The following is a 26,277-nucleotide window of genomic DNA, read 5'->3' as shown; positions in this document are numbered from 1 at the left end:
AGGTGTAATATCACTTTCTTGTCGGAAGTTAATTGCATTTCCTGCTGGCGATACAAATAATTACACATTCACTTAGTAGCCGGAATTGAGGGTATCTTATGCAGCATTCTGTTTCAGTAACCTGTTGTGCGTTGTTGGTTAGCAGCATTTCTTTATCCTGGGCTGCTGATGTTCCCAGCGGAACGGTACTGGCAGAGAAACAAGAACTGGTGCGTCATATAAAAGACGAACCGGCGTCGCTTGATCCGGCAAAAGCCGTCGGGCTGCCTGAAATTCAGGTTATTCGTGATTTATTTGAAGGGCTGGTCAACCAGAATGAGAAGGGTGAGATCGTGCCTGGCGTCGCTACCCAGTGGAAGAGTAACGATAACCGCATCTGGACGTTTACGTTGCGCGACAATGCGCGATGGGCGGATGGTACGCCGGTAACGGCGCAGGATTTTGTCTATAGCTGGCAGCGTCTGGTTGATCCAAAAACGCTGTCGCCGTTTGCCTGGTTTGCTGCGCTGGCGGGTATTAATAATGCTCAGGCTATTATCGATGGCAAAGCCACACCTGATAAACTTGGCGTTAGTGCTGTCGATGCACGGACATTGAAAGTTCAACTGGATAAACCGCTGCCCTGGTTTGCCAATCTGACGGCGAGTTTTGCATTCTATCCGGTACAAAAAGCCAACGTTGAGAGCGGCAAAGAGTGGACCAAACCAGGCAACCTGATTGGTAACGGCGCCTATGTGCTCAAAGATCGCGTCGTCAACGAAAAACTGGAAGTGGTGCCGAACACGCATTATTGGGACAACGCCAAAACAGTGCTGCAAAAAGTCACCTTCCTGCCGATCAACCAGGAATCAGCTGCGACCAAGCGCTATCTTGCTGGTGATATCGATATTACCGAGTCCTTCCCGAAAAATATGTACCAGAAACTGTTGAAGGATATCCCGGGTCAGGTTTACACCCCGCCGCAGCTTGGTACTTATTATTATGCCTTCAATACCCAGAAGGGACCGACTGCCGACTCACGCGTGCGCCTGGCACTCAGCATGACTATCGATCGTCGTCTGATGGCGGAAAAAGTTTTGGGTACCGGTGAGAAACCGGCATGGCATTTTACGCCGGATGTAACGGCAGGATTTGTGCCGGAACCTTCACCGTTTGAGCAAATGAGTCAGGAAGAGCTGAACGCGCAGGCGAAAACGCTGCTGCGCGCGGCGGGCTATGGCCCACAGAAACCGCTTAAACTGACGCTGCTGTACAACACCTCAGAAAATCATCAGAAGATTGCTATCGCAGTGGCTTCTATGTGGAAGAAGAACCTCGGTGTTGACGTAAAACTGCAGAACCAGGAATGGAAAACGTATATCGACAGCCGTAATACCGGTAATTTTGATGTGATCCGCGCCTCATGGGTGGGTGACTACAATGAGCCTTCTACGTTCTTGTCGCTATTAACATCGACCCATACGGGCAATATCTCCCGCTTTAATGATCCGGCGTACGACAAAGTGTTGACCCAGGCTACTCTGGAGAATACGGAGAAAGCGCGCAATGCCGATTATAACGCCGCGGAGAAAATTCTGATGGAACAGGCACCTATTGCGCCGATTTATCAGTATACCAACGGGCGTTTAATTAAACCGTGGCTGAAAGGTTATCCGATTACTAACCCTGAAGATGTGGCCTATAGCCGCACAATGTATATCGTTAAGCACTAACAGAAATAATGGCTGGTGTGATTTTACACCAGCCATTTTATATTTCCGGCGGCTGATGCTCCCGACAAATCAGCAGCGAATCATCTTCATTCAATGACTCTTTCGTCAGATTACAAAATCCCTGACTATCAATTTTTTGGTGGAACCGACAGCTATGGCAAAGACCAAAGCCAGGCACATTGTTGGTCCTCTGGATCCCGCGCAATAGTTCTAACAGCAGTTCCCTGAGCACGCTCGCCCGTTCACCCATTGCCGATTCACCTTCCACTAAAAACGTGGGGGGCAGCAGGGCGTCCAGTAAGGTATTGGCCGACTCACTTAGGTGTAGATGGACGCTACGTTTATCACGGTCATCCGGTTTACGAACAATCAACCCTTTGTTTTCCAACAGCTTCAGCGATTGCGACACGGTACCTTTGGTGAGACCAAGATAGTCTGTCACGCCAAGTGGCGTATTGGAATAACGATTACAACGGGCCAGATACATTAACGCGCTAAGTTGTACTGGCTGGAGCTCCGCCAGTAAAGGATGCTGGCGAAACCACATCCTTGTCAGGCTGGAAAGCCGGTCAAGTACGTCGAAAAGTGATATGTCGGGCATAACAAATCCTCCTCTGCATATAGTATCGATTAAAAACTATATTGACAAAGAATAAAAGCAGCGTAGCATAAATTATAGTATCGATTCGATACTATAATTTAAAGGAGATGTATCATGACTAAAGCTCGTTTCTATCATGCAGGTTGCCCGGTTTGTGTTTCCGCAGAGCAGACACTTCTGCAGCACTTGTCTGCGGATGTTGAAATCGATGTGGTTCATCTGGGAGAGCAACCTGATCGGGTTGCTGAGGCTGAAGTGGCTGGCGTGAAATCTGTTCCGGCGCTGGTGATTGACGGCAATGTGCTGCATATTAATTTTGGCGCTCCCATGGAAGCGTTGAAATAGCAGGATAGTTCGGGAAGTTGCGTTGGCGATTTCCCGAATATACAAGACGTTGGGGAAGGTAGCGTGATGAAAACGACCGAAGAGTATCACCCGATAGATTGCGATCTTCATGATTATCTGGAAATCGCCTGCATGTACCACTATTGGTTGCGCATTGAACTAACGGATGGCACATGTTTTGATGCTAAAGCGCTGACGACGTGTACCACCGTGGAAAAAGAAGAGTTTCTGGTAGTGGGGCAACCTGAAAACCAGCAAAAAATCCGTCTGGATTGTCTGTCAGCGATCACCGCGCTGACGCCAGGAGCGACGTTTAGCGCAGTAAGTTTTCAGCGAGCTTACCGTGGTTAAACGGTATAAATCCGAATGTCGTGCGCCTGGAACGCTGTGGCGTACTCTTTGCTGATGTTGTCCTCTACGACAATCACATCGATATTGCTGCTTTCGGTGACGACATATCGGGCGACGGCTGGGATTTTTTCAGCCGTTAGCGCGACGATAGTTTCATTACATTGTTTGATCACCGCTTTTTTGAACTCACAATCCGCGTAATCGAACCCCGTTAAGCCGGATTCAGGCGACATCGCGCAGCCGCCAATAAATCCCTGATCGAATAAAATGTCCTGCACTTGTGCGATGGCGGAAGCTCCCACACACCCACCTGAAGATCTCTGCACCACGCCACCCAGCATAATGACCTCAAACAGCGGTTTTTTTAGCAAAACCGCGGCAATCTCCGGTGAATTTGTCACCACGGTTAACGCCAATTCGGCGGGCAGAGCCTCCGCCATTGCCAGATTGGTGCTACCCGTGTCGATAAAAATACAGCTTCCAGATTTGACCAGTCTGGCACATCTCTGCGCGATGTTGCTCTTTTTGGCTACATTAATACTCTTGCGCACGGCGATGTCTTCGGATTCAGGGAGTGCAATGACCGCGCCACCATAAACTTTTTTACACACGCCATCTTTGCTCAATTCATGCAAATCACGACGAATTGTGTGTTCAGAAACGCCTAATCGGTTAGCGAGTTCAGAACAAATGACCCTGCCGTTTTCTTGCAGGATCTGATAGATAAGTGCCTGGCGCTGTTCCGGGAATGCGGCGTAATCGAGCATAGATACTCCAGATAAATAAACATCGAGCAATAAAGTGCATGATCGTGCATTATGATTAACGATGTCAACATCCCTTACTGGGCCGTACTATTCTGGATACAACGGGAAGAGGTTCGCTATGAAGATTGCGCATATGGCGTTATGGACGCAAGATCTTGAGCAGCAAGCTCACTTTTGGGTCTCGTTTTTTGACGCAAGAATCAACGAAAAATACTGCAGTAAAACCAATCCTGGATTTGAATCCTATTTTGTCAGAATGGGTGAAGATATCGCGATTGAGTTAATGACTAAGCCTGGGCTGACAAAACATACTCCGGACAATGACACTTCAGGGTGGGTGCATCTCGCTATTTCCGTTGGCGGTAGCGAAAATGTTGATGCCATGGCGATGCGTGCAAAAGAACGGGGTGTATTAGTTTCTGGCCCACGCACTACGGGTGATGGCTATTACGAAGCGGTGATACGCGATCCGGACGGTAACCTGATTGAAATTGTGGCGTAGGGCTTAACGCAAGCGCCATGAGATAAATCGTACGCTTATTATTAATGAACATGATTCATAAGTTTGTCCTTCTTTCTACCTCTAATCACCAGCCTGTCGAGTCTCTATAATTTTTATAGTTTTCAGCATCCGGTGGCGCATGCCGCCACCGTTTTGGAGAGTCGAAATGCAAAATCAACTGAATACCGTGCCCAGCGCTGACGCGGAGATTATGAATCAACAATTTGATGGTAACAGCGTCTTTCCGCGTGGAGAGAAGAATGAAGCGTATGCGAAGTATTTCACTGGCGACAGCTATCTGACCATGCTTTCCATGGAAGGCGTGGTAATTGGCAATGTCGCATTTGAGCCGGGTTGTCGTAACTTCTGGCATGTTCATCATGAAGGCGGACAAATATTGCTGGTGACCGGTGGCAGAGGCTGGTATCAGGAGTGGAACCAACCGGCACGCGAGCTGAAAACCGGTGATGTCGTGCACATTCCGGCGGGAATGAAACATTGGCACGGCGCTGCGCGTGATAGTTGGTTTGCCCACATAGCCGTGGAAATTCCGGCCCCTGGTGCGTCGAACGAATGGCTGGAACCGGTTAGCGACGCTGAGTACAACCTCCTGCCCTGAACTATGCTGGTTCTGGTAACACCTAATCCCTGAGGAGATCTCAATGGTCATGAATGTGAAGGGTTATGCTGCTCTGGCGGTGAAAGAAGATTTAGTCCCCCATAATTTTGTTCGTCGTGATCCGCGTGAAGATGATGTGGTTATCGATATTTTATACAGCGGTGTATGTCACTCGGATATCCACAACGCCTACAACGATTGGGGTGGTGCTACATATCCGATGGTACCAGGGCATGAAATCATTGGCCGCGTGGTGCATGTTGGTAAGTCGGTAACAAAATTCAAAGTGGGCGATCTCGCAGGGGTAGGCTGCATGGTTGATTCATGCCAACACTGTAGCGCCTGTGAACAGGGGCTAGAGCAGTATTGCGAAGAAGGCAACACGCTGACGTATAACGATATCGACCGTCATGACGGTCTGCCCACTTTTGGCGGCTATTCTGACAAAATTGTCGTTACCGAAAAGTTTGTGGTGAAGGTCCCTGAAGGGATCGATTTACGCGGTGCGGCGCCGCTGCTTTGCGCCGGGATCACGACATGGTCGCCTCTGCGGCACTGGCAGGTAGGCGAGGGCAGTAAAGTCGCGGTTGTCGGTCTGGGTGGGCTCGGGCATATGGCAATCAAACTGGCCAATGCGCTGGGCGCGGAAGTTACGCTGTTTACGCGTTCACCGGGCAAAGAAGCTGATGCCAGACGTTTGGGTGCCAGCCACGTTGTGCTTTCCACTGACAGTGAGCAGATGAAAGCGACAGCGAATCAGTTTGATTTGATTATTGATACTGTGCCCTACGTTCATGACCTGAACCCGTATATCCCAACCCTGGCGCTAAGCGGTACGCTGGTGCTGGTTGGTTATCTCGGTGCGTTGGAGCCGTTGCTGAATACGGTTCCCCTGATCCTTGGGCGTAGGTCTGTGGCGGGGTCCGTTATCGGTGGCATTGCCGAAACGCAGGAGATGATGGATTTCTGCGGTCAGCATGGTATCACCGCCGATGTCGAAGTGATCAATATTCAGGATATAAACCATGCCTGGCAACGGATGTTGAAAAGTGATGTGAAATACCGCTTTGTAATTGATATTGCCTCATTGAAATAAGTACAAAAAAGACGCGGATTTCCGCGTCTTTTCTTTTGTTAGTGTGTCGACGGCGATGCTTCAGGATTATCCATATACAGCGTCTGGCTGGGGAATGCAAAGTCGGCGCCGTTTGCCTGGACTATAGTGATAATCTTTAAATAAACGTCTTGCTGTACCGCGAGCCATTCCTTCCAGACGGTGGTTTTCGTGAAGCAATACACCATGATATTCAACGATGAATCGGCAAATTCATTAAAATAAACCAACAGAGTTTGTTTCTGGTCTATTCCTGGATGGTTTTGCAGCATTTCTCTGACCGACTCGACAACGGCACCGACTTTATCAGCATCCTCATATCGTAACCCGATCACCGTTTTAATACGCCGGTTGGTCATGCGTCCTGGGTTTTCTACGCTGATGGAGGAGAAAATCGAGTTTGGCACATACAACGGACGATGGTCGAAGGTGTTTATCTTAGTCATTCGCCAGCCAATTTCTGCTACCGTGCCTTCAATATTGCGGTCCGGGGAGCGGATCCAATCGCCTATGCTAAACGGTCTGTCGAAATAGAGCATAATGCCTGAGAAAAAGTTGCTCAGAATATCTTTACCCGCCATACCCACAGCGATACCGCCAATACCGCCAAAGGTTAACAGGCCGGATAAGCTCATACCGAAGTGTTCGCCATACAATAAAATGATGGCAACCACGATGGTAATCTTGATGATACGCGACAGGATCCTCGCACTGGTGATATCTCTGCCTTTATTAATCTGCGTCTTTTCAAACTGATTAATCACCAGAAAAAGTTTGATGGTCAGGATCAGCGCAATCAACGAGGTGCAGATAAAGTCGACTACGCTGGGGGAGATAAATTTCAGGCTGTAACTTTCGATAACGTTATTAGCAATGCTGCCAAACGTCCCAATGATAATGGCATAGACAAAAAATTGTGCGGCATGAAATATGAATCCTTTGCAGCGACGCTCTCCACGATGATACCAGACGCTCATCAGGACCAGCGCGGCACAGCAGCTGAGAATTACCGTCAAATTAAACGCATTATTCATAAACAGTTCAGCGATCATGATTCTTCCTGGCAACTCCGTGTTAGCTAAATATCATCTGACATCCTAATCTCCGGATATTTTACTCAGTTCAGGAGGTCAGATCATTAATTAAAAGGAGAGATAAATAATGCAATCAGCGCTATTTTCAGCGAAATAGCGCTGACGTCAACCCTGTATGCGGTTTATGTAGCAGACAGTCAGTTGATGTCATGGTATTGTTAGCGCAAAGTAACAAGGCTTTCATCTGCAAAAGGACAGTACTATGATCATGGCTAAGCTGAAAACAGCGAAGGGACGGAAGTTTCTGTTGTGCCTGCTTGGAGTGTTTATTATCGCAGCGTCGGTGGTGACGCGAGCAACGATTGGTGGCGTTATTGAACAGTATGACATTCCGCTATCCGACTGGACCGCTTCAATGTACGCCATTCAATCTGCAATGATTTGTGTCTACAGCATGGTGTTTACGATTCTGTTGGCTATCCCGCTTGGTATCTATTTCCTCGGCGGCGAAGAGCAACACTAAGCGTTTAAAATGCCGGATGATATCGCCATCCGGCATTTTATTGTGTGGTTAATCGTCTTCTTCGTCGTCCAGTTCAACTGGCGTCTGATATTCATCTGGCTTGATGACCAGCAGGTCACAGCGTAGATGATCGATAACCTGTTCCGCGGTATTACCAAGGAACGCAGCAGAAATACCGGTACGTCCGACGGTCCCCAATACTACAATACCTGCCTGCAAGTGCTCGGCTAAATCAGGAATGACCTCTTCAGGTAAGCCTTTTTCAACATGCGTCACTTTCTCATCAATACTGAATTTCTGGCGTAGCGCCTTCATGGCCAGCAGATGCTGTCCACGGATTGCGTCGTTATAAACGCTGGGATCAAATTCAGGCAGTTCAATCGCGATGTTGATTGGCGTAACAGGGTAGGCGCCTACCAGATGCACTTCGGTATGGTTAACCTGTTCTGCAAGCTGTAGCGTCTCTTTGACCAGTTTTTCATTGAGCGCGTTGTGATAAGCCTCTTCACTGGCGAGGTTTACGGCAACCAGTGCTTTACCCCCTTCAGGCCATGGCTGGTCTTTCACCATCCATACCGGACTTGGGCATTTACGCAATAAATGCCAGTCGGTTGGCGTAAATATCACGGCTTCGAGGCGGTCGTGTTGGTGCGCCATCTTGAGGACCAGATCATGCCTGGCGCTGATGACTTCCTGGATGATGGCTTCAAAGGGTCGGTTATGCCAGACCACTTTAATATCCAAAGGGATCCCTGCTTCGATGTAGTATTTCGCTTGTTCACGTATCCATGCAGTTCGCTGGCTGATGACCCCCTGACGCATTGCCGTACGCTCATCTGGCGACAGCAGGGTAGTCATCTCATAGGAAAAGTCATAGATCGGCAAAAAGGCTTTAATTTTGCCACCAATCCGTTGATGCAAATAAACAGCTCGTCGTAATGCTGGTTGGTCGTCCTGGTTTGGGTCGATGACGACCAGCATATTTTTATACATAGCCATACAGGGTCTCCTTACAACTGTCACTGCAGTTTGTAATTAAAAGAGTAACCCAATAATGTAGATTGAAACAGGGAATAACCTCCTGCCAGATCAATAAATCGGGAAAATTTAGTGATTTGACAGAAGGATAACAGAGAGGTTTGCGGAAAGATTACGCAACGTTACGCGTGTGGCCGGCAAGAACCGCCAGCGCGTCGCTGTTCTCAATAGTGATGTATTTGCCTTTCACCGCCAGCATGCCGCTTTTCTGGAAACGACCCAGCAGGCGGCTGATGGTTTCAACCGTCAGACCGAGGTAGTTACCGATATCGCCACGGGTCATGGTCAGGCGGAATTCGCGAGGCGAAAATCCACGCTGGGCGAAGCGACGAGACAGATTGTAGATAAAGGCCGCCAGACGCTCTTCAGCGTTTTTCTTCGACAACAACAGGATCATATCCTGGTCGCCTTTGATTTCGCCACTCATCAGACGCATCATCTGCTGACGCAGGTTCGGCATCTTACCGGACAGGTCATCCAGTGTTTCAAAAGGAATTTCGCATACCATTGAGGTTTCCAGCGCCTGAGCAAAGCTCGGGTGATGGCCGCTGCCAATGGCGTCAAAACCTACCAGGTCACCCGCCAGATGGAAACCGGTAATTTGCTCATCGCCTTGTTCGGTAATGGTATAGCTTTTTATCGTTCCGGAGCGGATAGCATAGAGTGATTTAAGCTCATCACCTGCTTTAAAGAGCGTCTGCCCTTTTTGGATAGGCTTTTTGCGCTCGATGATGTTATCGAGCTGGTCAAGCTCATGCTCGTTAAGTGTGAACGGGATGCAAAGCTGGCTGATGCTGCAATCCTGGCAATGGATAGCACAACCGCCAGACTGAATGCGCCGTATAATTCGCTTTTCCGGGATCATAGGTCTGCTCAAGCCGTAATTGATATTTGTCAATTTTAACATCTTTTTGGTGAGCACGTAAGCCTGAGCTACTCCCAATAGAGAATAATTCAGGCATAACTGGAGTGAATGTTTGTATCTGCTTGATTAACCACACTTAATTTGTGGTCGCATTATGCGGAAGTGTGATGAATAAGGCATTAATTGCCTGGAATCTAGAGTAGCAAATAACCTTCATGGCGCAATAACCACTCTTTTCGTTGTATACCGCCGGCATATCCGGTCATGGTGCCGTTACGTCCAATGACGCGATGACAGGGGACCACAATGCTTACTGGATTGGAGCCATTAGCAGCGCCGACGGCTCTTGCAGCACCGGGGCGTCCCAACTGTTCGGCCAACTGACCATAATGCATGACCTGCCCGCAGGGAATAGCGCGTAATGCTTGCCAGACTTCACGCTGGAAAGGCGTCCCAGCGGTTGCCGTTTCCAGCGTGTCAATGATGCTGAGGTTTCCGGCAAAATACTCAGAGAGTTTGTCGCTTAATCCACCTGGGTTTTTGGCGGTAATGCGCTGATAACCTTCTGTACGGTAATGAATATCCAGCAATTGTTCCATGCGATCGCTGTACTGATCCCATTCCACTGCGCGCAGGCGAAATTGCTCATCACAAATAATCCACAGCGGGCCCAGCGGCGTGTCGATAGTGTCTTCCAGTAAGTTAAGCATCCGTTTCTCTCATTACAGCATTCAGACGAGGCTACACATTATCACGCCAGTGACCATCGCAGCTATACCTCTAAAAATGGATATCAACTTGTCGTGAGTAGATCGGTTCAGCACGGTGGATCCGGTTAATTATTGGAAATAACTGTAAACCGGTATCGGTATAGTTGTCGGTATAATAGTGCGCGGTTATGATAATGCCCGTCGCAATACGCTGGAGGATGAAACATGAACCTTGATGATGCTTCGCTGTTTCTTGACGCAATGGGGGATGTTCAACCGCTGAAAAGCCATGCCGATGTACACTGGCAGCCCATGCGCAATCTTCGCACTCCGGCGCGTATCGATACGCTTCAACTGGATAATTTTCTCTCAACGGGATTTCTCGATATTGTCCCGTTAAGTGTGCCGCTCGAGTTTCGTCGCGAAGGTTTACAGAACGGCGTGATTGACAAGCTGCGAAACGGAAAATACCCGCAGCAGGCGAGTCTTAATCTTATTCGCCAGCCTGTTGAAACATGTCGTCAGATGCTTTTTAGCTTTATTCTGCAGGCGCAGCAGGAAGGATTGCGTAACGTGCTGGTGATACACGGCAAGGGGCGTGACGATAACTCCCATGCCAATATTATTCGCAGCTACGTAGCGCGCTGGTTGACGGAATTTGACGATGTGCAAGCATACTGCGCCGCACTGCCGCATCACGGCGGCAGCGGGGCATGTTATGTGGCATTGCGTAAAACCGCACAGGCAAAACAGGACAACTGGGAGCGTCACGCTAAACGTAGTCGCTGAACGACGTAAACATCAGGCGGCCAGCACTCTGTTCCTGCCTTCGTTCTTGGCTTTGTACAACGCGTCGTCAACGCGTTTGAATAACTCATCGATGCTTTCATTTGTTTCGTGCCGTGCTACGCCAATGCTGACGGTAAAGCGGGGAAGGCCTGGGAGAGTCACTTTGGCCACCGTCGCCCGTATCACTTCTGCAAGATTGAGGGCAATGTCCAACGAGGTTCGCGGCAGTAGCAGCACAAATTCTTCACCTCCCCAGCGAAAAATCAGATCGTCCTTTCTTGCACAGGATTCCAGTGTGCGTGCCAGAGCGCAAAGTACCTCATCACCTTTTAAATGACCAAAAAGATCATTAATGCTTTTAAAGCGATCGGTGTCGATCAACAGCAGGCTGTAATCCTGTGTCAATGACATCGCGTGGGTCTGCTCCGGCTCGGTTACCTGATAAAAATGTCGGCGGTTAAGCAATCCGGTTAAGGCGTCACGCAGGGCCGCACGCTCAAGCTCCTGTTCCAGCCGCTTTTGCTCGGTAATATCATGAATAATGCACAGCATGAGCTTATTACCGTAGATTTCGATTGGCCCGGCGTAGGTTTGTACGTGACGTGATGTGCCGTCTGCCAGTTTATGCACAAAATGCAAAGGTTTATGGCCACCGGGAAGATGGGCGATTTCATGCATCACCGGGAGTATATGGCGACCCAGCGTATTGATTTCCCATGTATGTTTCTGACACATCGTATCATGGCTATAGCCATAAAAATTTAGCGCACTGAGATTTGCATCAACGATCAGCCCATCACGCGACGGATCGATAAGTAACATAGGGGCCGAGTTGGTCTGGAAAAAACGCGCGTAAAATCCCTGTTTTTTTCGCTGATAATTTGCTGAACGGCTCGCTTTCAGACCATGCGAAGTCGGTGTTTCAATGCCTTCGAAAAGAATAACGTCACCTGATTCCGGCAGAGAGCGGATGGACAGGCGGCTGGCCATTGCGACGTCCTCACCTTCGCGGTAAACCGTAAGGATTTCCACAATATCGTGATGATTTCTCAAATCGCTGAGATACATGGTTAAATCATTCTGGGCATGTGTTGAAAATATGCCCTTGCGGAGTAGAGAAAAGCAGGGGGCCTGCATCAGTTCCCGTGCAACGGTATTAGCGAACACCAGTTCTTCGGTATGCGGCGAAACAATCCACACCGGCAGGGTTAATAAATCCAGTGAATGCAGCTCGGTTGTGCTCATCGATAATCCCGTTATCTTTATCTGCTGTGTTGCCCGTTTAATGGCATCTGTTTTTTTATATTACAGTCTCATAAAGTTATTGATTGTTGAGGAGACAAAGACTGTACGATTCGCTGTTGCTTAATATTGCTTTCCGTTGGAATCAATTCATGGATCTGATGTGCAGGCAACGGTTTTGCAAACAAGAAACCTTGCAGCACGCCACATCCCATCTGGGTCAGGAGTATTTCCTGCTCCTGGGTCTCTATTCCTTCAGCCACCACTTGCATATTCATGGAGTGGGCTATGTCAATAATAGTAGACACAATCTTTGTATTTTTGCTGTTCTCGCTGATATCTTTGACAAATACTCTGTCAATTTTTAATTCCCGTGCCGGAAGAGACTTCAACATCAATATATTTGAATAACCGGTACCGAAATCATCAATAGAAACGGTGATCCCTAAAGCTGAAAATGCATTCAAGACCTCAGCGCTACGTTTTAAATTTTTAAGTGCTGTACTTTCAGTCAATTCCAGCGTGAGATATGCAGGTGATAGTTGATATTGTGCAAGGGCGCTGCAAACCACATCAACGATATCATGTTGTTCAAACTGGGAAGGGGAAAGATTAACGGCGAGGGTCCATTCCGCATGGCCCTGTAACTTCCATTGATGTAACTGCTGGCATGCCTGCTGAATAACCCATTTTCCGACCGGGATGATAAGGCCTGTTTCTTCCAGTGCAGGCAGAAACTCAGCAGGTAACAGCATGCCGCGTTCCGGGTGATGCCAGCGTAATAACGCTTCAAAACCGGTCAGGGAATGATCTCCGGCGGTGTATTTGGGTTGATACCAGAGCTCAAATTGATCGTGTTCCAGTGCTTGTGACAGTTCCTGTAAAAATGTCGGCGGTGTATCGGCGATAGCTTCCATTTCCGGGCTATAAATAGCCCAACCGTTTCTGCCAGCCTGTTTGACATGATACATCGCCATATCAGCCTTTACTTTTAACTCATGCAACGTGGAACCATGCTCTGGATAAATACTGCTTCCTGCACTTAACGAAACCCGAATGGTGTACCCGAACAGCGTGAAAGGATCACCAATCGCAGCCGCAATTCGGGTCAGCAGAGCGGGGATATCCTCTTTATTGCAGTCAGGAATCAGGAGAATAAACTCATCTCCCCCCAGCCTCGCCAGCGTCATGGTGTCATCAAGGCTGCTGTAGATTCGCTGCGTACTGGCGATCAGCAACTGATCGCCGATGTGATGTCCCCAGGTATCGTTAACGACTTTGAAGCGATCGAGGTCGATGAATACCAGAGCAAATTGATGCTGGTGCAGTTTGGAATGCTGCAGACAGGCCTGTAAGCAGGCATCTATTTGTGTGCGATTGGCAAGCCCTGTCAGTGCGTCGAAGTGGACCTGGTGTTCAAGCTGACAGTTCACCTGGTGCAGGTTGTCAGCCAGTCGGGAGGTACGCAGTTGCGAATCCACCATTGAGACCACCAGCATGATGCCCAAAATAACCAGCGTGACGGCGCAGACCCAGACAGAGAGTTCCAGCGTGCTGAGTCCATCGTGTGCAGTGTGTCCAAAATGGGTGAACGTTGCTGCTCCCATCCCGGTGTAATGCATAGAGGCAATCGCCAGCGCCATAATAAGGGCGGCTATAAGTCGATTGATCAGGGCTCGACGGGTATTTTGGCGCAAATGAAAAGCCAGCCACAAACCCACACCAGATGCAACGATGGCAATCATCACTGAGAGCAGTATCAGTGAACGATTCCATAGAATGGCAACATGCTCAATGATGGCATACATGCCAACGTAGTGCATGGTGACGACACCGGCGCTTAATATTCCTGTGGCTAAGACTAATCGTTTTGTTGAAAGCGTATTACCTGAAATGGCGATATTAATGGCGAGAGTTGCAGAAATGAGCGCAATAAAGAAAGAAAATGCCGTGAGCGAAAAATGGTAATTGATCGGCATACTCATTTTCATGGCCAGCATACCGATAAAATGCATCGACCAAATGCCCATCCCTAGCGTAGCCCCGCCAGACAGTCGCCAGAAGGTAGATTCTCGTCGGTTGGATATCGCCACCTTGCCCGCACTATCGAGAGCAATAAAAGAGGCAATAAACGCGACAACAAAGGAAATCCCAATCAATACAGGGTCCCACGACACGTTCAACATCATACTACCTATCGGAAAAAAGCCGTGATAATAAATCTAGCAGGTTTTGTCCAGTTAACATGATAAAACCAGGAATGTTCTTGTGTTTTTACACAGGTATTAGAGGGGGCCGGGAGATAGTGAAATTAACGAGCCATTACTTATATAAACATTCACCAAATTTATAGTTCTGTGCGTTTTATGCTCTCCATGTGCTTGTCATCACAATAACCTGATGCCTGGCGCCATTACAGCCATTTGATGGGATAAAACACTGAACTAATAGAAATAAAAGGTGCAATTTCCTGCCTTAAGTAAAAGGACTGCAGACTCTCATTGAAAGTTCAGCTTTCGTCGCAGAGCAATGGCATTCTGCATTGCAGGTGCTATAAAAAATAATATCTACATAATTTCTTTGTGCACAGGACTAAAATGTTAAATGATATTAGCGTCAGAACCTTTATTATTTTATTTCTACTCATTACGGCAGTTGCTCTCAATATTGTTGAGATAACTTTTTCAGCCACTCCAGAAATTATAATTAGTACAAATGTGGTAAGCATTATTTCTATATTATGCTTATGGTGGTACATGACGAAATATCTGGTCATGCCGATCAATACGGTTAAAAGGAGCATTGAGGAAGTGACGTCGGGGAATCTGGCGATCAGTATTCCAGAGTTTGGTAATAATTGTGCGGGTAGACTAATACCGGGCATCAATAGTTTATCGAGTAATATTTCAACACTCGTTAATGAGATCAGAACATCCTCGCAAACGGCGATGGCGCTCTCTGAACAGCTTGCGGAACGCAGCGCCGAGCTTTCAGTGAAAACGGAACAACAATCCGGAGCATTGATGCAGACGGCGGCAAATATGGATGAAATAGCCATTAATACGCGAAATAATGCTGACAACACGCAAATCGCCAGCGTCCAGGCAACAGTTGCCACGCAATGCGCCATTCAGGGTGGAGAATTAATGGTACAGGTTGCGACAAATATGCGTTCAATCACCGAGTGTGCACAGCAGATGACGGAAATTATTACGCTAATCGATGGTATCGCATTCCAGACAAATATTCTGGCATTGAATGCTGCCGTGGAAGCGGCGAGGGCCGGTGAGCATGGCAAAGGTTTTTCCGTGGTGGCCGGTGAAGTAAGAATGCTTGCACACCGTAGTGCAGATGCTGCTAAGAATATTAAGCAACTGATTGCCCAAACCCATCAAAATGTTCAGCAAGGCGCAGCTATTGTGCGTGAAGCAGAAAAAAATATGCATGATATTGTCGGTGGTGCCGGTCAATTAAACCAACTGATGGGCGAGATATTAACCACTACACAGGAACAGGAGAAAGGAATTATCAGAATTACTCATGCACTGGCCGAACTGGAGAATGTAACCCAAAGTAATGCCATTATGGTTGATGAGCTTTCTGATTCCTCAGGTATTCTGAAAAACCAGGTGATTGATCTCCAGTCGCGAACACATAAATTTCGCTTAAGTAACACTTTTGAGTCAGAGAGATGGCAGCGGGCTTAACAGGGGATCTCGAAACAAGCGCCGCATTCGTCGGCGCTTTTTGTATTATCAGATACTTTTATGAATCATTTCAGCATAATGGGACAATGAGATATTGCTTAACATATTCTGACAGCTAGACTAACGAAAAAAGCTGAATGTTTGTGGAGGCGCTGTGGAAGCCATTAAGGGAACGGATGTTAATGTGCCGGATGCCGTGTTTGCCTGGCTGTTGGATGGCCTGGGTGGGGTCAAACCCTTGGAAGATAACGATGTTATCGACAGTCAGCATCCCTGTTGGCTACATCTTAATTATACCCATCCTGAAAGCGCACAATGGCTGGCGACAACGCCTTTACTTCCCAATAATGTGCGTGATGCCCTGGCAGGCGAAAGTACACGCCCACGCGTCAGTAGAGTCGGGGAAGGTACGCTGATCACACTGCGCTGTATCAACGGCAGCACCGATGAGCGACCTGACCAACTGGTGGCGATGCGCTTATATATGGATGAACGTCTGATTGTCTCAACCCGCCAGCGTAAAGTGCTGGCGCTGGATGATGTGGTCAGCGATCTCCAGGAAGGGACAGGACCGGCTGATTGTGGTAGTTGGCTGGTGGATGTTTGTGATGCGCTAACCGACCATGCCAGCGAATTTATCGAACAGCTGCACGACAAGATTATTGATTTGGAAGATAACCTGCTCGATCAGCAGATCCCACCGCGTGGTTTTCTGGCTTTACTGCGTAAGCAGTTAATTGTGATGCGCCGTTATATGGCGCCACAGCGTGATGTCTATGCCCGTCTGGCGAGTGAACGGTTGTCCTGGATGACCGACGACCATCGGAGACGGATGCAGGATATCGCTGACAGGCTGGGGAGAGGGCTGGATGAAATAGACGCCTGTATTGCCCGGACCGGTATTATGGCGGATGAAATTGCGCAGGTGATGCAGGAGTCTCTGGCTCGCCGAACATATACAATGTCATTGATGGCAATGGTTTTTCTTCCCAGCACATTTTTAACCGGGCTTTTCGGCGTTAACCTCGGCGGTATCCCCGGCGGTGGTTGGCAGTTTGGTTTCTCACTTTTTTGTATTCTGTTAGTGGTCCTGATTGGTGGTGTTACTTTATGGTTGCATCGTAGTAAATGGTTGTAACAACAACGTTTTTTAGTGGCTTTTGCGCATGAAAACGTCCTGAATTTTGAGCAAGGTCAATAAACCATCTACCTATTCGGGGCAATATCTCTCTCGCAGGTGAATGCAACGTCAAGCGATGGGCGTTGCGCTCCATATTGTCTTACTTCCTTTTTTGAATTACTGCATAGCACAATTGATTCGTACGACGCCGACTTAGATTAGTCGGCTTTTTTTTGCCTGCAGGAAATCAGCGTCTACCCTAAAAGAGTCAACCTGAATGTCTGGAGGGGCATATGACCTGTCTGATTGCAACGTCGCACACTGATTCGCTACCGACTGACCCGGTTCCCATTCCCGACCCCATTCCTCGTCCGCAGCCAATGCCGGATCCGCCGCCGGATGAAGAACCGATTAAATTGTCGCATCACGGGCACAGATCTGCGAGGATACGCGCCTGCTGAATGTGAGTTTTTACCGCGAGATTAAATTGTGACCGCTTTTTCAACCCTGAATGTTTTACCTGCTGCTCAACTCGAGAACCTTAACGAGCTGGGTTATCTTGAAATGACGCCTGTTCAGGCTGCTGCATTACCGGCAATCCTGGCGGGTAAAGATGTTCGCGTGCAGGCTAAAACCGGCAGTGGCAAAACGGCTGCTTTTGGTCTTGGGCTATTACAGCATATTGATGCCGCGCTGTTTCAGACGCAGTCTCTGGTGCTGTGCCCAACGCGAGAGCTTGCCGACCAGGTGGCGGGTGAACTGCGACGTTTAGCGCGCTTTCTGCCAAACACTAAAATCTTAACGCTGTGCGGCGGGCAACCCTTTGGCGCACAGCGTGACTCCCTGCAACATGCGCCACATATTATTGTGGCCACACCGGGTCGTTTACTTGACCACCTGCAAAAAGGCACCGCTTCTTTGGATGCCCTGAATACGCTGGTTATGGATGAAGCTGACCGCATGCTGGATATGGGCTTTAGCGATGCGATTGATGATGTGATCCGCTTTGCGCCTGCGTCACGTCAGACTTTGCTGTTTTCTGCAACCTGGCCGCAAGCCATTGCTGCTATCAGTGGTCGGGTACAGCAAAATCCATTAACGATTGAAATAGATACGGTCGATGCGCTGCCGGCGATTGAACAGCAGTTTTTCGAAATTTCCAGCCACGGAAAAATTCCGCTGCTGCAAAAGCTACTCAGCCAGCATCAGCCCGCATCGTGTGTGGTTTTTTGTAACACCAAAAAAGATTGTCAGGCCGTTTGTGATGCACTGAATGCGGCAGGGCAAAGCGCACTGTCATTACATGGCGACCTGGAACAGCGCGATCGCGATCAGACGCTGGTTCGTTTTGCCAACGGTAGCGCACGCGTCCTTGTCGCAACCGATGTGGCCGCACGTGGCCTGGATATCAAATCACTTGAGCTGGTAGTTAACTTCGAACTGGCGTGGGATCCGGAAGTTCACGTCCATCGTATCGGACGTACCGCGCGTGCCGGCAATAGCGGTCTGGCGATTAGCTTCTGTGCACCGGAAGAAGCGCAGCGTGCCAACATTCTTTCTGAAATGCTGCAACTGAAGCTGAACTGGTTGCCAGCGCCAGCTAACGTCTCAATCCTGCCGCTGGAAGCAGAGATGGCGACGTTATGCATTGATGGTGGTAAAAAGGCTAAAATGCGTCCTGGCGATGTTCTGGGGGCTCTGACCGGTGATATTGGCCTGGATGGCGCTGATATCGGCAAAATTGCCGTTCACCCGGCGCACGTCTATGTCGCCGTTCGCCAGACTGTAGCGCATAAGGCGTGGAAGCAATTACAAAACGGGAAGATTAAAGGCAAGACTTGCCGGGTCCGTTTATTGAAATAAATGCCCGCTGGAGTGCCTGATGGCGCTCCGCTTATCAGGCCTACAGGCGCTTATGCACTTTGTAGGCCTGACAGATGCTTACTTCACTTCCACCACGTTCAGGCGTAATTCATCCAGTTGAGCATCATCTTCTTCTGGCTGCCAGCCCGCAGGTTGCAGCGGGATCTCTTCACGATCGAACGCTAAATCACCGCCGTCCACAACCTCTGAACCGTGCTTAATGCCTTTAAAATCGAACAGATTGATATCGCTCAGATGTGAAGGCACAACGTTCTGCATTGCGCTGAACATGGTTTCAATACGGCCTGGATAGCGTTTGTCCCAGTCACGCAGCATGTCAGCAATGACCTGGCGCTGTAGGTTAGGCTGTGAGCCGCACAGGTTGCACGGAATAATTGGGAAGCCTTTCGCCTCGGAGAAACGCTCGATATCTTTTTCACGGCAGTAAGCCAGCGGGCGGATCACGATGTGCTTACCGTCATCACTCATCAGCTTCGGCGGCATACCTTTCATTTTCCCACCGTAGAACATGTTTAAAAACAGCGTTTGCAGGATGTCGTCGCGATGGTGGCCGAGCGCAATCTTGGTGGCACCTAACTCGGTTGCCGTACGGTACAGAATGCCGCGACGCAGGCGAGAGCAAAGCGAGCAGGTCGTTTTGCCTTCAGGGATTTTATCTTTGACGATCCCGTAAGTGTTTTCTTCGACAATCTTGTACTCAACGCCCAGCTTTTCCAGATACTCCGGCAGAATGTGCTCCGGGAAACCGGGTTGTTTTTGATCGAGGTTAACCGCAACTAAGGAAAAACTGATCGGGGCGCTTTGCTGCAAATTACGCAGGATCTCCAGCATGGTATAGCTGTCTTTCCCGCCGGAAAGGCACACCATAATGCGATCGCCGTCTTCGATCATATTGAAGTCGGCAATGGCTTCGCCCACGTTACGACGCAGACGTTTTTGCAATTTGTTCAGATTGTATTGTTCTTTCTTGCTAATATCTTGATTTTGCGACATTTAATAGAGGCTCAATTCATAGTGTGGCATCAGAAGAGTATGCATCACGCCGGATAGTCCGGCAAAAGAAGTCTGATATAAAAACTGTGGCGTGTATGGTACGGATAAGCGGGAAAAATGTCAGCACATTTAGGACAGGAATCGAGGGGTATAAGAGGTAGAAGCAAAAAGCCCGCAACGATGTGCGGGCCAGACAGCTTAGCGGACTACCAGTACCGAACACTCCGCATGACGCACCACAGCTGCAGCGTTAGAGCCCAGCAGGTAGGTGGTGATGTCAGGTCGGTGTGAGGCGATAATGACCATATCGGCCGGTAATTTTTTAGCGATCTCCAGAATCTTGTCTTTCGGCGCACCTTCTGCGACATGAACGTGCACTCTGTCCGTTGGGATATTGAACTTCTTGATAATCTCTTCCAGTTGAGATTTCGCTTCGGCTTTCAGATCGTCCATGGCCGGTAACTCTGCCGAGTAGGCCAGTCCCAGAGAAGCATAATAGGGCAGTGACGGAATGACGGTCAAAAAATGGACCTGCGCATCGTCAATCTTTGCTTCTGCTTCAACATGGGCAATAACGCGTTGAGTTAATTCTGAGTCTGAAATATCGATGGGTACAAGAATCGTTCTGTTCATAAAACCTCCTGTTTAAGCATCCTCTTAAAGCTTACCGCGTAATGGCACTTTATGTACAATGACAACGATCACATTTTGGCATCACTTTATTTTGATTTCGGGAAATTTGCCTTTTATTACCCCATCATAAAATCGGCCTTTAGAGACCACGATCAGGAAATCACGAAAAATACGGGCAGGGACCTGCTGATATTGCAGGGTAACCAACTGATGGAAGCGAATTTCTAGCGTGCGAGAGGATTCGTCATAGCCGACGGATGCAATACGGGATGATTTTACAGGATGATGATTCATTGCAGGTATCCTCTACTACGGGTCTTAATGCAAGATATCATCTATCAGAGAGATGTTTTAACGCAACAGATATAATGTTTTGATCTGGATAAAACAGAATTGTTAGAACATAAAGAGAGCCCGCTGTTGCCAGCGGGCTGACAAATTAGAACTGGTAAACCATACCCAGTGCTACAGTGTCATCAGTAGAGATGTCATTGCCAGCATAGAAGCTGTCGTCTTCGTCCAGCAGGTTGATTTTGTAATCAACGTAGGTGGAGAAGTTTTTGTTGAAGTAGTAAGTAGCGCCTACAGAAGCATATTTAACCAGATCTTTATCGCCGCTAGTTCCTGCAGGATTTGCCGCATTTCCGGACAAGGACAGATCCTTACCTTTAGACATCAGGAAAGAAACCTCCGGACGCAGACCGAAGTCGAACTGGTATTGCGCAGTCACTTCAAAGTTCTGAGTTTTGTTGGCAATAGTATTATCACTACCGTCAGAACCACCATACGGAGTCATATTGCGGGTTTCAGAGTACATAGTTGCCAAGTAGATATTGTTCGCGTCGTATTTCAGACCAGCAGTCCATGCGTCAGCTTTATCACCGCCTGCAGTCGAATGGTTTACCTGCTCGTTAGTACGGTCAGAAGAAGTGTATGCGGCACCGAAGCTCACGCCCATACCCAGATCGTAGGTAGAGGAGATACCGAAGCCGTCACCGTTAGAGTTCTTCATGTTACGATCGTCGCCACCGTTATTGGTGCCTTCTTGCTCTGGTGACTGATTTTCGTTCGCACCCTGGTACTGCAGCGCAACGTTCAGACCGTCAACCAGACCAAAGAAGTCGGTGTTACGGTAGGTTGCAACACCGTTTGCACGACCGGTCATGAAGTTGTCTGCTTTGGTGTAAGAGTCGCCACCGAATTCTGGCAGCATATCGGTCCAGCCTTCAACGTCGTACATGACGCCGTAGTTACGGCCGTAGTCGAATGAACCGTAGTCGCCGACTTTAATACCTGCGAATGCCAGACGAGTCCAGGAGTCGCCTTTATCGCCTTCGGTGCCGTTGGCCTGAATCTGATATTCCCACTGGCCATAACCGGTGATCATATCGTTAACCTGAGTTTCGCCTTTGAAGCCCATACGCATATAAGTCTGATCGCCATCGCTGTTAGCGTCGTCAGAGAAATAATGCAGGCCGTCTACTTTGCCATAGAGATCTAATTTGTTGCCGTCTTTATTGTAAACTTCAGCAGCGTGAGCCGCGCCTGCAGCCAGCAGGGCAGGAATTACGAGAGCCAGTACTTTTCTGTTCATTGAAATAATCCTTTAGTTTTTTTATTAACCTGTGACTACCCATGTAGGGAGTAAAAGCATGCTAAAGGAGAAGTTCCGTAAAGAGATAAATATGAATTGTTACGTCTTAAGTAAAACCTTAAATAAATAATTCTACGGAAATGGTGATAATTTTCGTGAATGTATATATCGAATATATATAAAATAAAAATTATACAAGTGAATTGTGTTGGGCTATTCTGCGCGTGTTATATGCCTTTATTGTCACGTTTTATTTTTCGTTGGTATATTGATGGAAATTATTAATTAGCCAACGAATAAATTGACAAGCCCGAACAACTGTTCGGGCTTTTTTTTGATTCCAGCTTAATGCTGAACGAAAGGTGTTACTCGGTACCGCTCTTTTCTGCTTTACCCGCCAGTTGGGCCAGGAAGTCATAGCGTTTTTGCAAATCAGCTGCGGCGTCTTTCCAAAGTTGTTCTGCAACTTCTGGCTGTTGGGCATTCAGGCGGCGGAAGCGCTGCTCGTTAAGCAATGTTTCAGCCAGCGCATCTGACGGTGGGCGAGAGTCCAGCGCCAGCGGCAATTTACCTTCGTCTGCACGACGCGGGTCAAAGCGGTATAGCGGCCAGAATCCGGTTGCCGTCAGCTGACGCATCTGATCGTGGCTTAGCGCGAGATCATAGCCATGCTCTTCACATGGGCTATAGGCGATAATCAGCGACGGACCCGGATAGGCTTCCGCTTCCTGGATAGCTTTTACCGTCTGATTCAACTGGGCACCCAGAGAAATCTGCGCGACATAAACATGTCCGTACATCATCATACTGACGCCCAGATCTTTGCGTGCCTTGCGCTTGCCATGTTCACCAAATTTGGTAACCGCCCCGAGCGGTGTAGCTTTCGACGCTTGTCCGCCCGTGTTGGAGTAACACTGAGTATCCAGTACCAGAATATTGACGTTCTCGGTCAGGCTCAGGACGTGATCCAGCCCGCCAAAACCAATATCGTAAGCCCAGCCATCGCCGCCAATCAGCCAGATGGACTTCTCAACTAACGCGTCGGCATCGGTTAACAATTGCTGCGCACCTTCAACATCTTTCAGGTGCTGGCGCAGCGCTGCAACTTGTTCACGACGTACTTCTGGCGTCGCTTCAGCATGCAGGGCGTCATTCAGTTCAGCCGGAATATTATCGGCAAACTGTTCCAGTAACCGCATGACGCGCACACGGTGTTGATCCACCGTCAGACGGAAGCCCAGACCAAACTCGGCGTTATCTTCGAACAGAGAGTTTGCCCACGCAGGTCCACGGCCGTTGGCATCGGTGGTATACGGTGTTGAGGGGAGGTTACCGCCATAAATCGATGAACAGCCGGTCGCGTTAGCGATCAGCATGCGGTCGCCATACAGCTGCGTAAGCAGTTTGATATACGGCGTTTCACCACAGCCAGAACAGGCGCCGGAATATTCAAACAACGGAGTGATTAACTGCGAGGTACGGATATCAATGCGTTCAAGCTTACTGCGGTCGATCTCCGGCAGATTGAGGAAGAAGTCATAGTTAACTTTTTCTTCTTCAACATGCTCAAGGCGCGACATCATATTGATAGCCTTGATTTCCGGGTTCTGGCGATCTTTCGCCGGGCAAACTTCGACGCACAGATTACAGCCGGTGCAATCCTCTGGTGCAACCTGCAGGACATACTTCTGACCGCGCATATCGCGAGATTTCACATCCAAAGAATGCAGGCTGGCAGGAGCGTTTTCCATCGCTTCAGGTGAAACCACTTTGGCGCGGATTGCCGAGTGCGGGCAAGCGGCAACGCAGTGGTTACACTGGGTACACAGCTCTTCCTTCCAGATGGGGATCTCTTCGGCGATATTGCGTTTTTCCCAACGCGTGGTGCCCATTGGCCAGGTGCCGTCTGGCGGCAGCGCGGATACGGGAAGGGCATCACCCAGACCGGCGAGCATTGCCGCGGTGACAGTTTTCACGAAATCGGGCGCGGCATCAGAAACCACCGGTGGGCGGTTTGCGCTGTGCGGATCAACCGGCTGGAGTGCCACTTCGGCGACGGATTCGCGCGCCAGGGCCAGAGCCTGCCAGTTACGTTCAACCAGGTCCTGTCCCTTACTGCTGTAACTTTTCGCAATCGCTCCCTGCAATTCAGCCAACGCGCTGTCGCCGGGTAAGATTTGCGTCAAATGGAAGAAGGCCATTTGCATAACGGTGTTAATACGCGCTGCCAGACCGCATTCGCGGGCGATTTTGGCTGCATTAATCACGTAGAAACGGGCTTTCTTCTGATTCAGTACCGCCTGAACTTCCTGCGGCAAACGCGCCCAGACTTCATCCACACTGTACGGGGTATTGAGCAGGAAGATACCGCCTGGTTTCAGGCGCTCGACCATCTGATACTTATCGATAAATTGCAGTTGGTGACAGCCAACGAAATCGGCTTGCGATACCAGATAAGCAGAGCGAATAGGTTGCTCGCTGACGCGCAGGTGGGAAACCGTCAGACCGCCTGCTTTTTTCGAGTCATAAACGAAATAACCCTGCGCATACCATGGCGTAGAGTTACCAATAATCTTGATATTGTTTTTGGTGGCGGACACGCTACCGTCGCTGCCCAACCCATAAAACAGCGCTTCGAGCTTAGCCGTACCGGGCAGGGTGTTTTCCGGTAACGGTAGCGACAAGTTGGTGACATCATCATAAATGCCGACCGTAAAGCGAGGTTTCGGTTTTGAGCTATTCAGCTCATTAAAGACCGCCATGACGCAGTCTGGACCAAACTCTTTGGAAGAAAGACCATAACGTCCGCCAATCACGCGCGGTAGCGTTTCTCGCTCGCCACAGTTGAAGGCTTCCGCTAACGCGGTCATCACGTCCAGATACAACGGTTCTGCCTGTGCGCCTGGCTCTTTGGTGCGATCCAGGACGGCGATGCTGCGTACGGTTTCCGGCAGCGCGCGCAGTAAATGTCTGGCAGAGAATGGACGGAACAGACGTACTTTCAGAACGCCAACTTTCTCGCCACGTGCCAGCAGATCTTCAACGACTTCCTCACAGGTTCCAATCGCCGAGCCCATTAAGATAATGACGCGCTCAGCCTGAGGATGGCCGTAATATTCAAATGGCTGATACTGGCGACCTGTCGCTGCGGCGAAATCGTTCATCGCCTGTTCTACATGATCGTAAACCGCGTTGTACCACGGGTTTGTTGCCTCGCGTGACTGGAAATAGGTGTCCGGGTTCGCAGACGTACCGCGAATAACCGGATGCTCTGGATTAAGCGCCCGAGCGCGATGAGCATCGATTTCCGCCTGCGGCATCAGTCCGAGGATCGTGTCGTCGGCCAGTGGCACAATTTTATTGATTTCATGGGATGTACGGAAACCATCAAAGAAATGAATAAACGGAACCCGGCTTTTCAGGGTGGCTATTTGCGAAATCAGCGCAAAGTCCTGTGCCTCCTGAACGCTGCTGGCACACAGCATCGCACATCCTGTCTGGCGCACCGCCATCACGTCGGAATGATCGCCAAAGATCGATAATGCGTGAGTAGCAATTGTACGAGCCGCAACGTGCAGTACAAACGGGGTCAACTGACCGGCCAGTTTGTACAGCGTTGGGATCATCAGCAACAGGCCCTGCGATGAGGTAAACGATGTAGAGAGCGCACCCGTCTGCAACGCGCCATGAACGGTTGCGATCGCGCCGCCTTCTGACTGCATTTCTACGACGCGAGGGGTATCCCCCCACACGTTCTTAAGCCCGTTCCCGGCCCAGGCATCCGCCTGTTCAGCCATCGTCGAACTGGGCGTAATCGGGTAGATGGCGATAACCTCGCTGGTACGAAATGCGACTGAAGCAACCGCACCATTACCGTCAATTGTGATCATACTGACACCCTTACATTGCGCAAAAAGAGGGACTCGCATAACGGCGGCGAATCCTGGTTGTTATCTTTCTATTTTAGCAAAAGCGCTAAAGAGAGATTTTCGCTTTTGTGTCCTTGGAATAAACAGAATGAATGGTTTGATCAAAGGAGCAGGCAAAAAATTGCCAGAAAATGTAAACAGTACGCATAAATGCGTATTTTGCCTCTCGACGGCGCTGTTTTCGCTGCCTATTATTTATGGCTGT

Annotated in this window: 25 protein-coding genes; 12 read left to right on the top strand and 13 right to left on the bottom strand. The window is 49.1% G+C overall.

The window, feature by feature from the left end:
* Positions 1-98 precede the first annotated feature (98 nt).
* On the top strand, positions 99-1,712 hold the full coding sequence (gene mppA, locus BZK41_RS04665; RefSeq protein WP_003833254.1) for a murein tripeptide ABC transporter substrate-binding protein MppA: 1,614 nt from the start codon (positions 99-101) through the stop codon (positions 1,710-1,712).
* Positions 1,713-1,749: 37 nt separating this feature from the next.
* Here the strand turns inward: mppA and BZK41_RS04660 are convergent, their stop codons facing one another.
* Entirely contained in the window at positions 1,750-2,313 is a 564-nt protein-coding gene (locus tag BZK41_RS04660) for a MarR family transcriptional regulator (RefSeq protein WP_079937355.1), read from the bottom strand.
* 114 nt (positions 2,314-2,427) lie between these two features.
* On the opposite strand from BZK41_RS04660, the gene BZK41_RS04655 reads away from it, so the two are divergent.
* Together BZK41_RS04655 and BZK41_RS04650 are read left to right on the top strand one after the other, a co-directional pair.
* On the top strand, positions 2,428-2,658 hold the full coding sequence (locus tag BZK41_RS04655; protein ID WP_079937354.1) for a glutaredoxin domain-containing protein: 231 nt from the start codon (positions 2,428-2,430) through the stop codon (positions 2,656-2,658).
* 66 nt (positions 2,659-2,724) lie between these two features.
* Positions 2,725-3,009, top strand: a complete 285-nt coding sequence (locus tag BZK41_RS04650) for a Rho-binding antiterminator (RefSeq protein ID WP_079937353.1) — start codon at positions 2,725-2,727, stop codon at positions 3,007-3,009.
* Here BZK41_RS04650 and BZK41_RS04645 read toward each other — a convergent pair.
* Positions 3,006-3,776 (bottom strand): DeoR/GlpR family DNA-binding transcription regulator, encoded by a 771-nt coding sequence (locus BZK41_RS04645; protein ID WP_079937352.1) that lies wholly within the window; start codon positions 3,774-3,776, stop codon positions 3,006-3,008. The genes BZK41_RS04650 and BZK41_RS04645 overlap by 4 nt on opposite strands.
* 118 nt (positions 3,777-3,894) lie before the next feature.
* Here BZK41_RS04645 and BZK41_RS04640 point away from each other — a divergent pair, with 118 nt between their 5' ends.
* The 3 genes from BZK41_RS04640 to BZK41_RS04630 all read left to right on the top strand — a co-directional run bounded on the left by BZK41_RS04640 (position 3,895) and on the right by BZK41_RS04630 (position 5,993).
* Positions 3,895-4,278 carry a VOC family protein gene (locus BZK41_RS04640; RefSeq protein ID WP_079937351.1) on the top strand — a complete coding sequence of 128 codons (384 nt, stop codon included), beginning with the start codon at positions 3,895-3,897 and terminating at the stop codon, positions 4,276-4,278.
* Positions 4,279-4,489: 211 nt separating this feature from the next.
* Positions 4,490-4,897 (top strand): cupin domain-containing protein, encoded by a 408-nt coding sequence (locus BZK41_RS04635; protein ID WP_172313104.1) that lies wholly within the window; start codon positions 4,490-4,492, stop codon positions 4,895-4,897.
* A 43-nt stretch (positions 4,898-4,940) separates the two neighbouring features.
* On the top strand, positions 4,941-5,993 hold the full coding sequence (locus BZK41_RS04630) for an NAD(P)-dependent alcohol dehydrogenase (protein ID WP_079937349.1): 1,053 nt from the start codon (positions 4,941-4,943) through the stop codon (positions 5,991-5,993).
* A 38-nt stretch (positions 5,994-6,031) separates the two neighbouring features.
* Here BZK41_RS04630 and BZK41_RS04625 read toward each other — a convergent pair whose 3' ends face one another.
* Complete coding sequence (locus BZK41_RS04625; protein ID WP_003843943.1) at positions 6,032-7,063, bottom strand: mechanosensitive ion channel family protein; 1,032 nt, start codon at positions 7,061-7,063, stop codon at positions 6,032-6,034.
* Between the two features lie 244 nt (positions 7,064-7,307).
* Between BZK41_RS04625 and BZK41_RS04620 the strand changes: the two genes are divergently transcribed.
* On the top strand, positions 7,308-7,568 hold the full coding sequence (locus BZK41_RS04620) for a DUF2534 family protein (protein WP_003020403.1): 261 nt from the start codon (positions 7,308-7,310) through the stop codon (positions 7,566-7,568).
* A gap of 48 nt (positions 7,569-7,616) precedes the next feature.
* On the opposite strand, the gene uspE is transcribed toward BZK41_RS04620, so the two are convergent.
* From uspE to ogt, 3 genes are all read right to left on the bottom strand, one after another.
* Complete coding sequence (uspE, locus tag BZK41_RS04615; RefSeq protein WP_008784897.1) at positions 7,617-8,567, bottom strand: universal stress protein UspE; 951 nt, start codon at positions 8,565-8,567, stop codon at positions 7,617-7,619.
* Between the two features lie 151 nt (positions 8,568-8,718).
* Positions 8,719-9,471 (bottom strand): fumarate/nitrate reduction transcriptional regulator Fnr, encoded by a 753-nt coding sequence (gene fnr / locus BZK41_RS04610; protein ID WP_003020397.1) that lies wholly within the window; start codon positions 9,469-9,471, stop codon positions 8,719-8,721.
* 194 nt (positions 9,472-9,665) lie between these two features.
* Complete coding sequence (gene ogt, locus BZK41_RS04605; RefSeq protein ID WP_079937348.1) at positions 9,666-10,181, bottom strand: methylated-DNA--[protein]-cysteine S-methyltransferase; 516 nt, start codon at positions 10,179-10,181, stop codon at positions 9,666-9,668.
* Between the two features lie 225 nt (positions 10,182-10,406).
* Between ogt and smrA the strand changes: the two genes are divergently transcribed.
* Positions 10,407-10,970 (top strand): DNA endonuclease SmrA, encoded by a 564-nt coding sequence (gene smrA / locus BZK41_RS04600; protein WP_079937347.1) that lies wholly within the window; start codon positions 10,407-10,409, stop codon positions 10,968-10,970.
* A 12-nt stretch (positions 10,971-10,982) separates the two neighbouring features.
* Here the strand turns inward: smrA and BZK41_RS04595 are convergent, their stop codons facing one another.
* Both BZK41_RS04595 and BZK41_RS04590 read right to left on the bottom strand, forming a co-directional pair.
* Positions 10,983-12,215: a sensor domain-containing diguanylate cyclase gene (locus tag BZK41_RS04595; protein ID WP_079937346.1), complete on the bottom strand. Its 1,233-nt coding sequence runs from the start codon at positions 12,213-12,215 to the stop codon at positions 10,983-10,985.
* Positions 12,216-12,283: 68 nt separating this feature from the next.
* Positions 12,284-14,398 carry an EAL domain-containing protein gene (locus tag BZK41_RS04590; RefSeq protein WP_079937521.1) on the bottom strand — a complete coding sequence of 705 codons (2,115 nt, stop codon included), beginning with the start codon at positions 14,396-14,398 and terminating at the stop codon, positions 12,284-12,286.
* 411 nt (positions 14,399-14,809) lie between these two features.
* Between BZK41_RS04590 and BZK41_RS04585 the strand changes: the two genes are divergently transcribed.
* The 4 genes from BZK41_RS04585 (at position 14,810) to dbpA (ending at position 18,902) form a co-directional block, all read left to right on the top strand.
* Positions 14,810-15,919 carry a methyl-accepting chemotaxis protein gene (locus BZK41_RS04585; RefSeq protein WP_079937345.1) on the top strand — a complete coding sequence of 370 codons (1,110 nt, stop codon included), beginning with the start codon at positions 14,810-14,812 and terminating at the stop codon, positions 15,917-15,919.
* Between the two features lie 154 nt (positions 15,920-16,073).
* Positions 16,074-17,057 (top strand): zinc transporter ZntB, encoded by a 984-nt coding sequence (zntB, locus tag BZK41_RS04580; RefSeq protein ID WP_079937344.1) that lies wholly within the window; start codon positions 16,074-16,076, stop codon positions 17,055-17,057.
* Positions 17,058-17,332: 275 nt separating this feature from the next.
* Positions 17,333-17,500: a hypothetical protein gene (locus BZK41_RS27680; RefSeq protein WP_003833213.1), complete on the top strand. Its 168-nt coding sequence runs from the start codon at positions 17,333-17,335 to the stop codon at positions 17,498-17,500.
* Between the two features lie 28 nt (positions 17,501-17,528).
* A complete protein-coding gene (gene dbpA / locus BZK41_RS04575) occupies positions 17,529-18,902 on the top strand; it encodes an ATP-dependent RNA helicase DbpA (RefSeq protein WP_079937343.1) in 1,374 nt (457 codons plus the stop codon).
* A gap of 78 nt (positions 18,903-18,980) precedes the next feature.
* Here dbpA and ttcA read toward each other — a convergent pair whose 3' ends face one another.
* The 5 genes from ttcA to nifJ form a co-directional block, all read right to left on the bottom strand.
* Positions 18,981-19,916 (bottom strand): tRNA 2-thiocytidine(32) synthetase TtcA, encoded by a 936-nt coding sequence (gene ttcA, locus BZK41_RS04570; RefSeq protein ID WP_079937342.1) that lies wholly within the window; start codon positions 19,914-19,916, stop codon positions 18,981-18,983.
* 198 nt (positions 19,917-20,114) lie between these two features.
* A complete protein-coding gene (gene uspF, locus BZK41_RS04565; protein WP_003833207.1) occupies positions 20,115-20,549 on the bottom strand; it encodes a universal stress protein UspF in 435 nt (144 codons plus the stop codon).
* 81 nt (positions 20,550-20,630) lie between these two features.
* Positions 20,631-20,843 carry a KTSC domain-containing protein gene (locus BZK41_RS04560; RefSeq protein WP_079937341.1) on the bottom strand — a complete coding sequence of 71 codons (213 nt, stop codon included), beginning with the start codon at positions 20,841-20,843 and terminating at the stop codon, positions 20,631-20,633.
* A 145-nt stretch (positions 20,844-20,988) separates the two neighbouring features.
* Positions 20,989-22,143, bottom strand: coding sequence for a porin OmpC (ompC, locus tag BZK41_RS04555; protein ID WP_079937340.1), 1,155 nt, complete (start codon positions 22,141-22,143; stop codon positions 20,989-20,991).
* Between the two features lie 365 nt (positions 22,144-22,508).
* Positions 22,509-26,033 carry a pyruvate:ferredoxin (flavodoxin) oxidoreductase gene (gene nifJ, locus BZK41_RS04550; protein ID WP_079937339.1) on the bottom strand — a complete coding sequence of 1,175 codons (3,525 nt, stop codon included), beginning with the start codon at positions 26,031-26,033 and terminating at the stop codon, positions 22,509-22,511.
* Positions 26,034-26,277 lie beyond the last annotated feature (244 nt).

The organism is Citrobacter sp. A316 (assembly GCF_002042945.1).
Classification (GTDB): domain Bacteria; phylum Pseudomonadota; class Gammaproteobacteria; order Enterobacterales; family Enterobacteriaceae; genus Citrobacter; species Citrobacter portucalensis.
The sequence above is the reverse complement of the archived record's forward strand: the minus strand, read 5'-3'. Positions and strand labels throughout refer to the sequence as shown.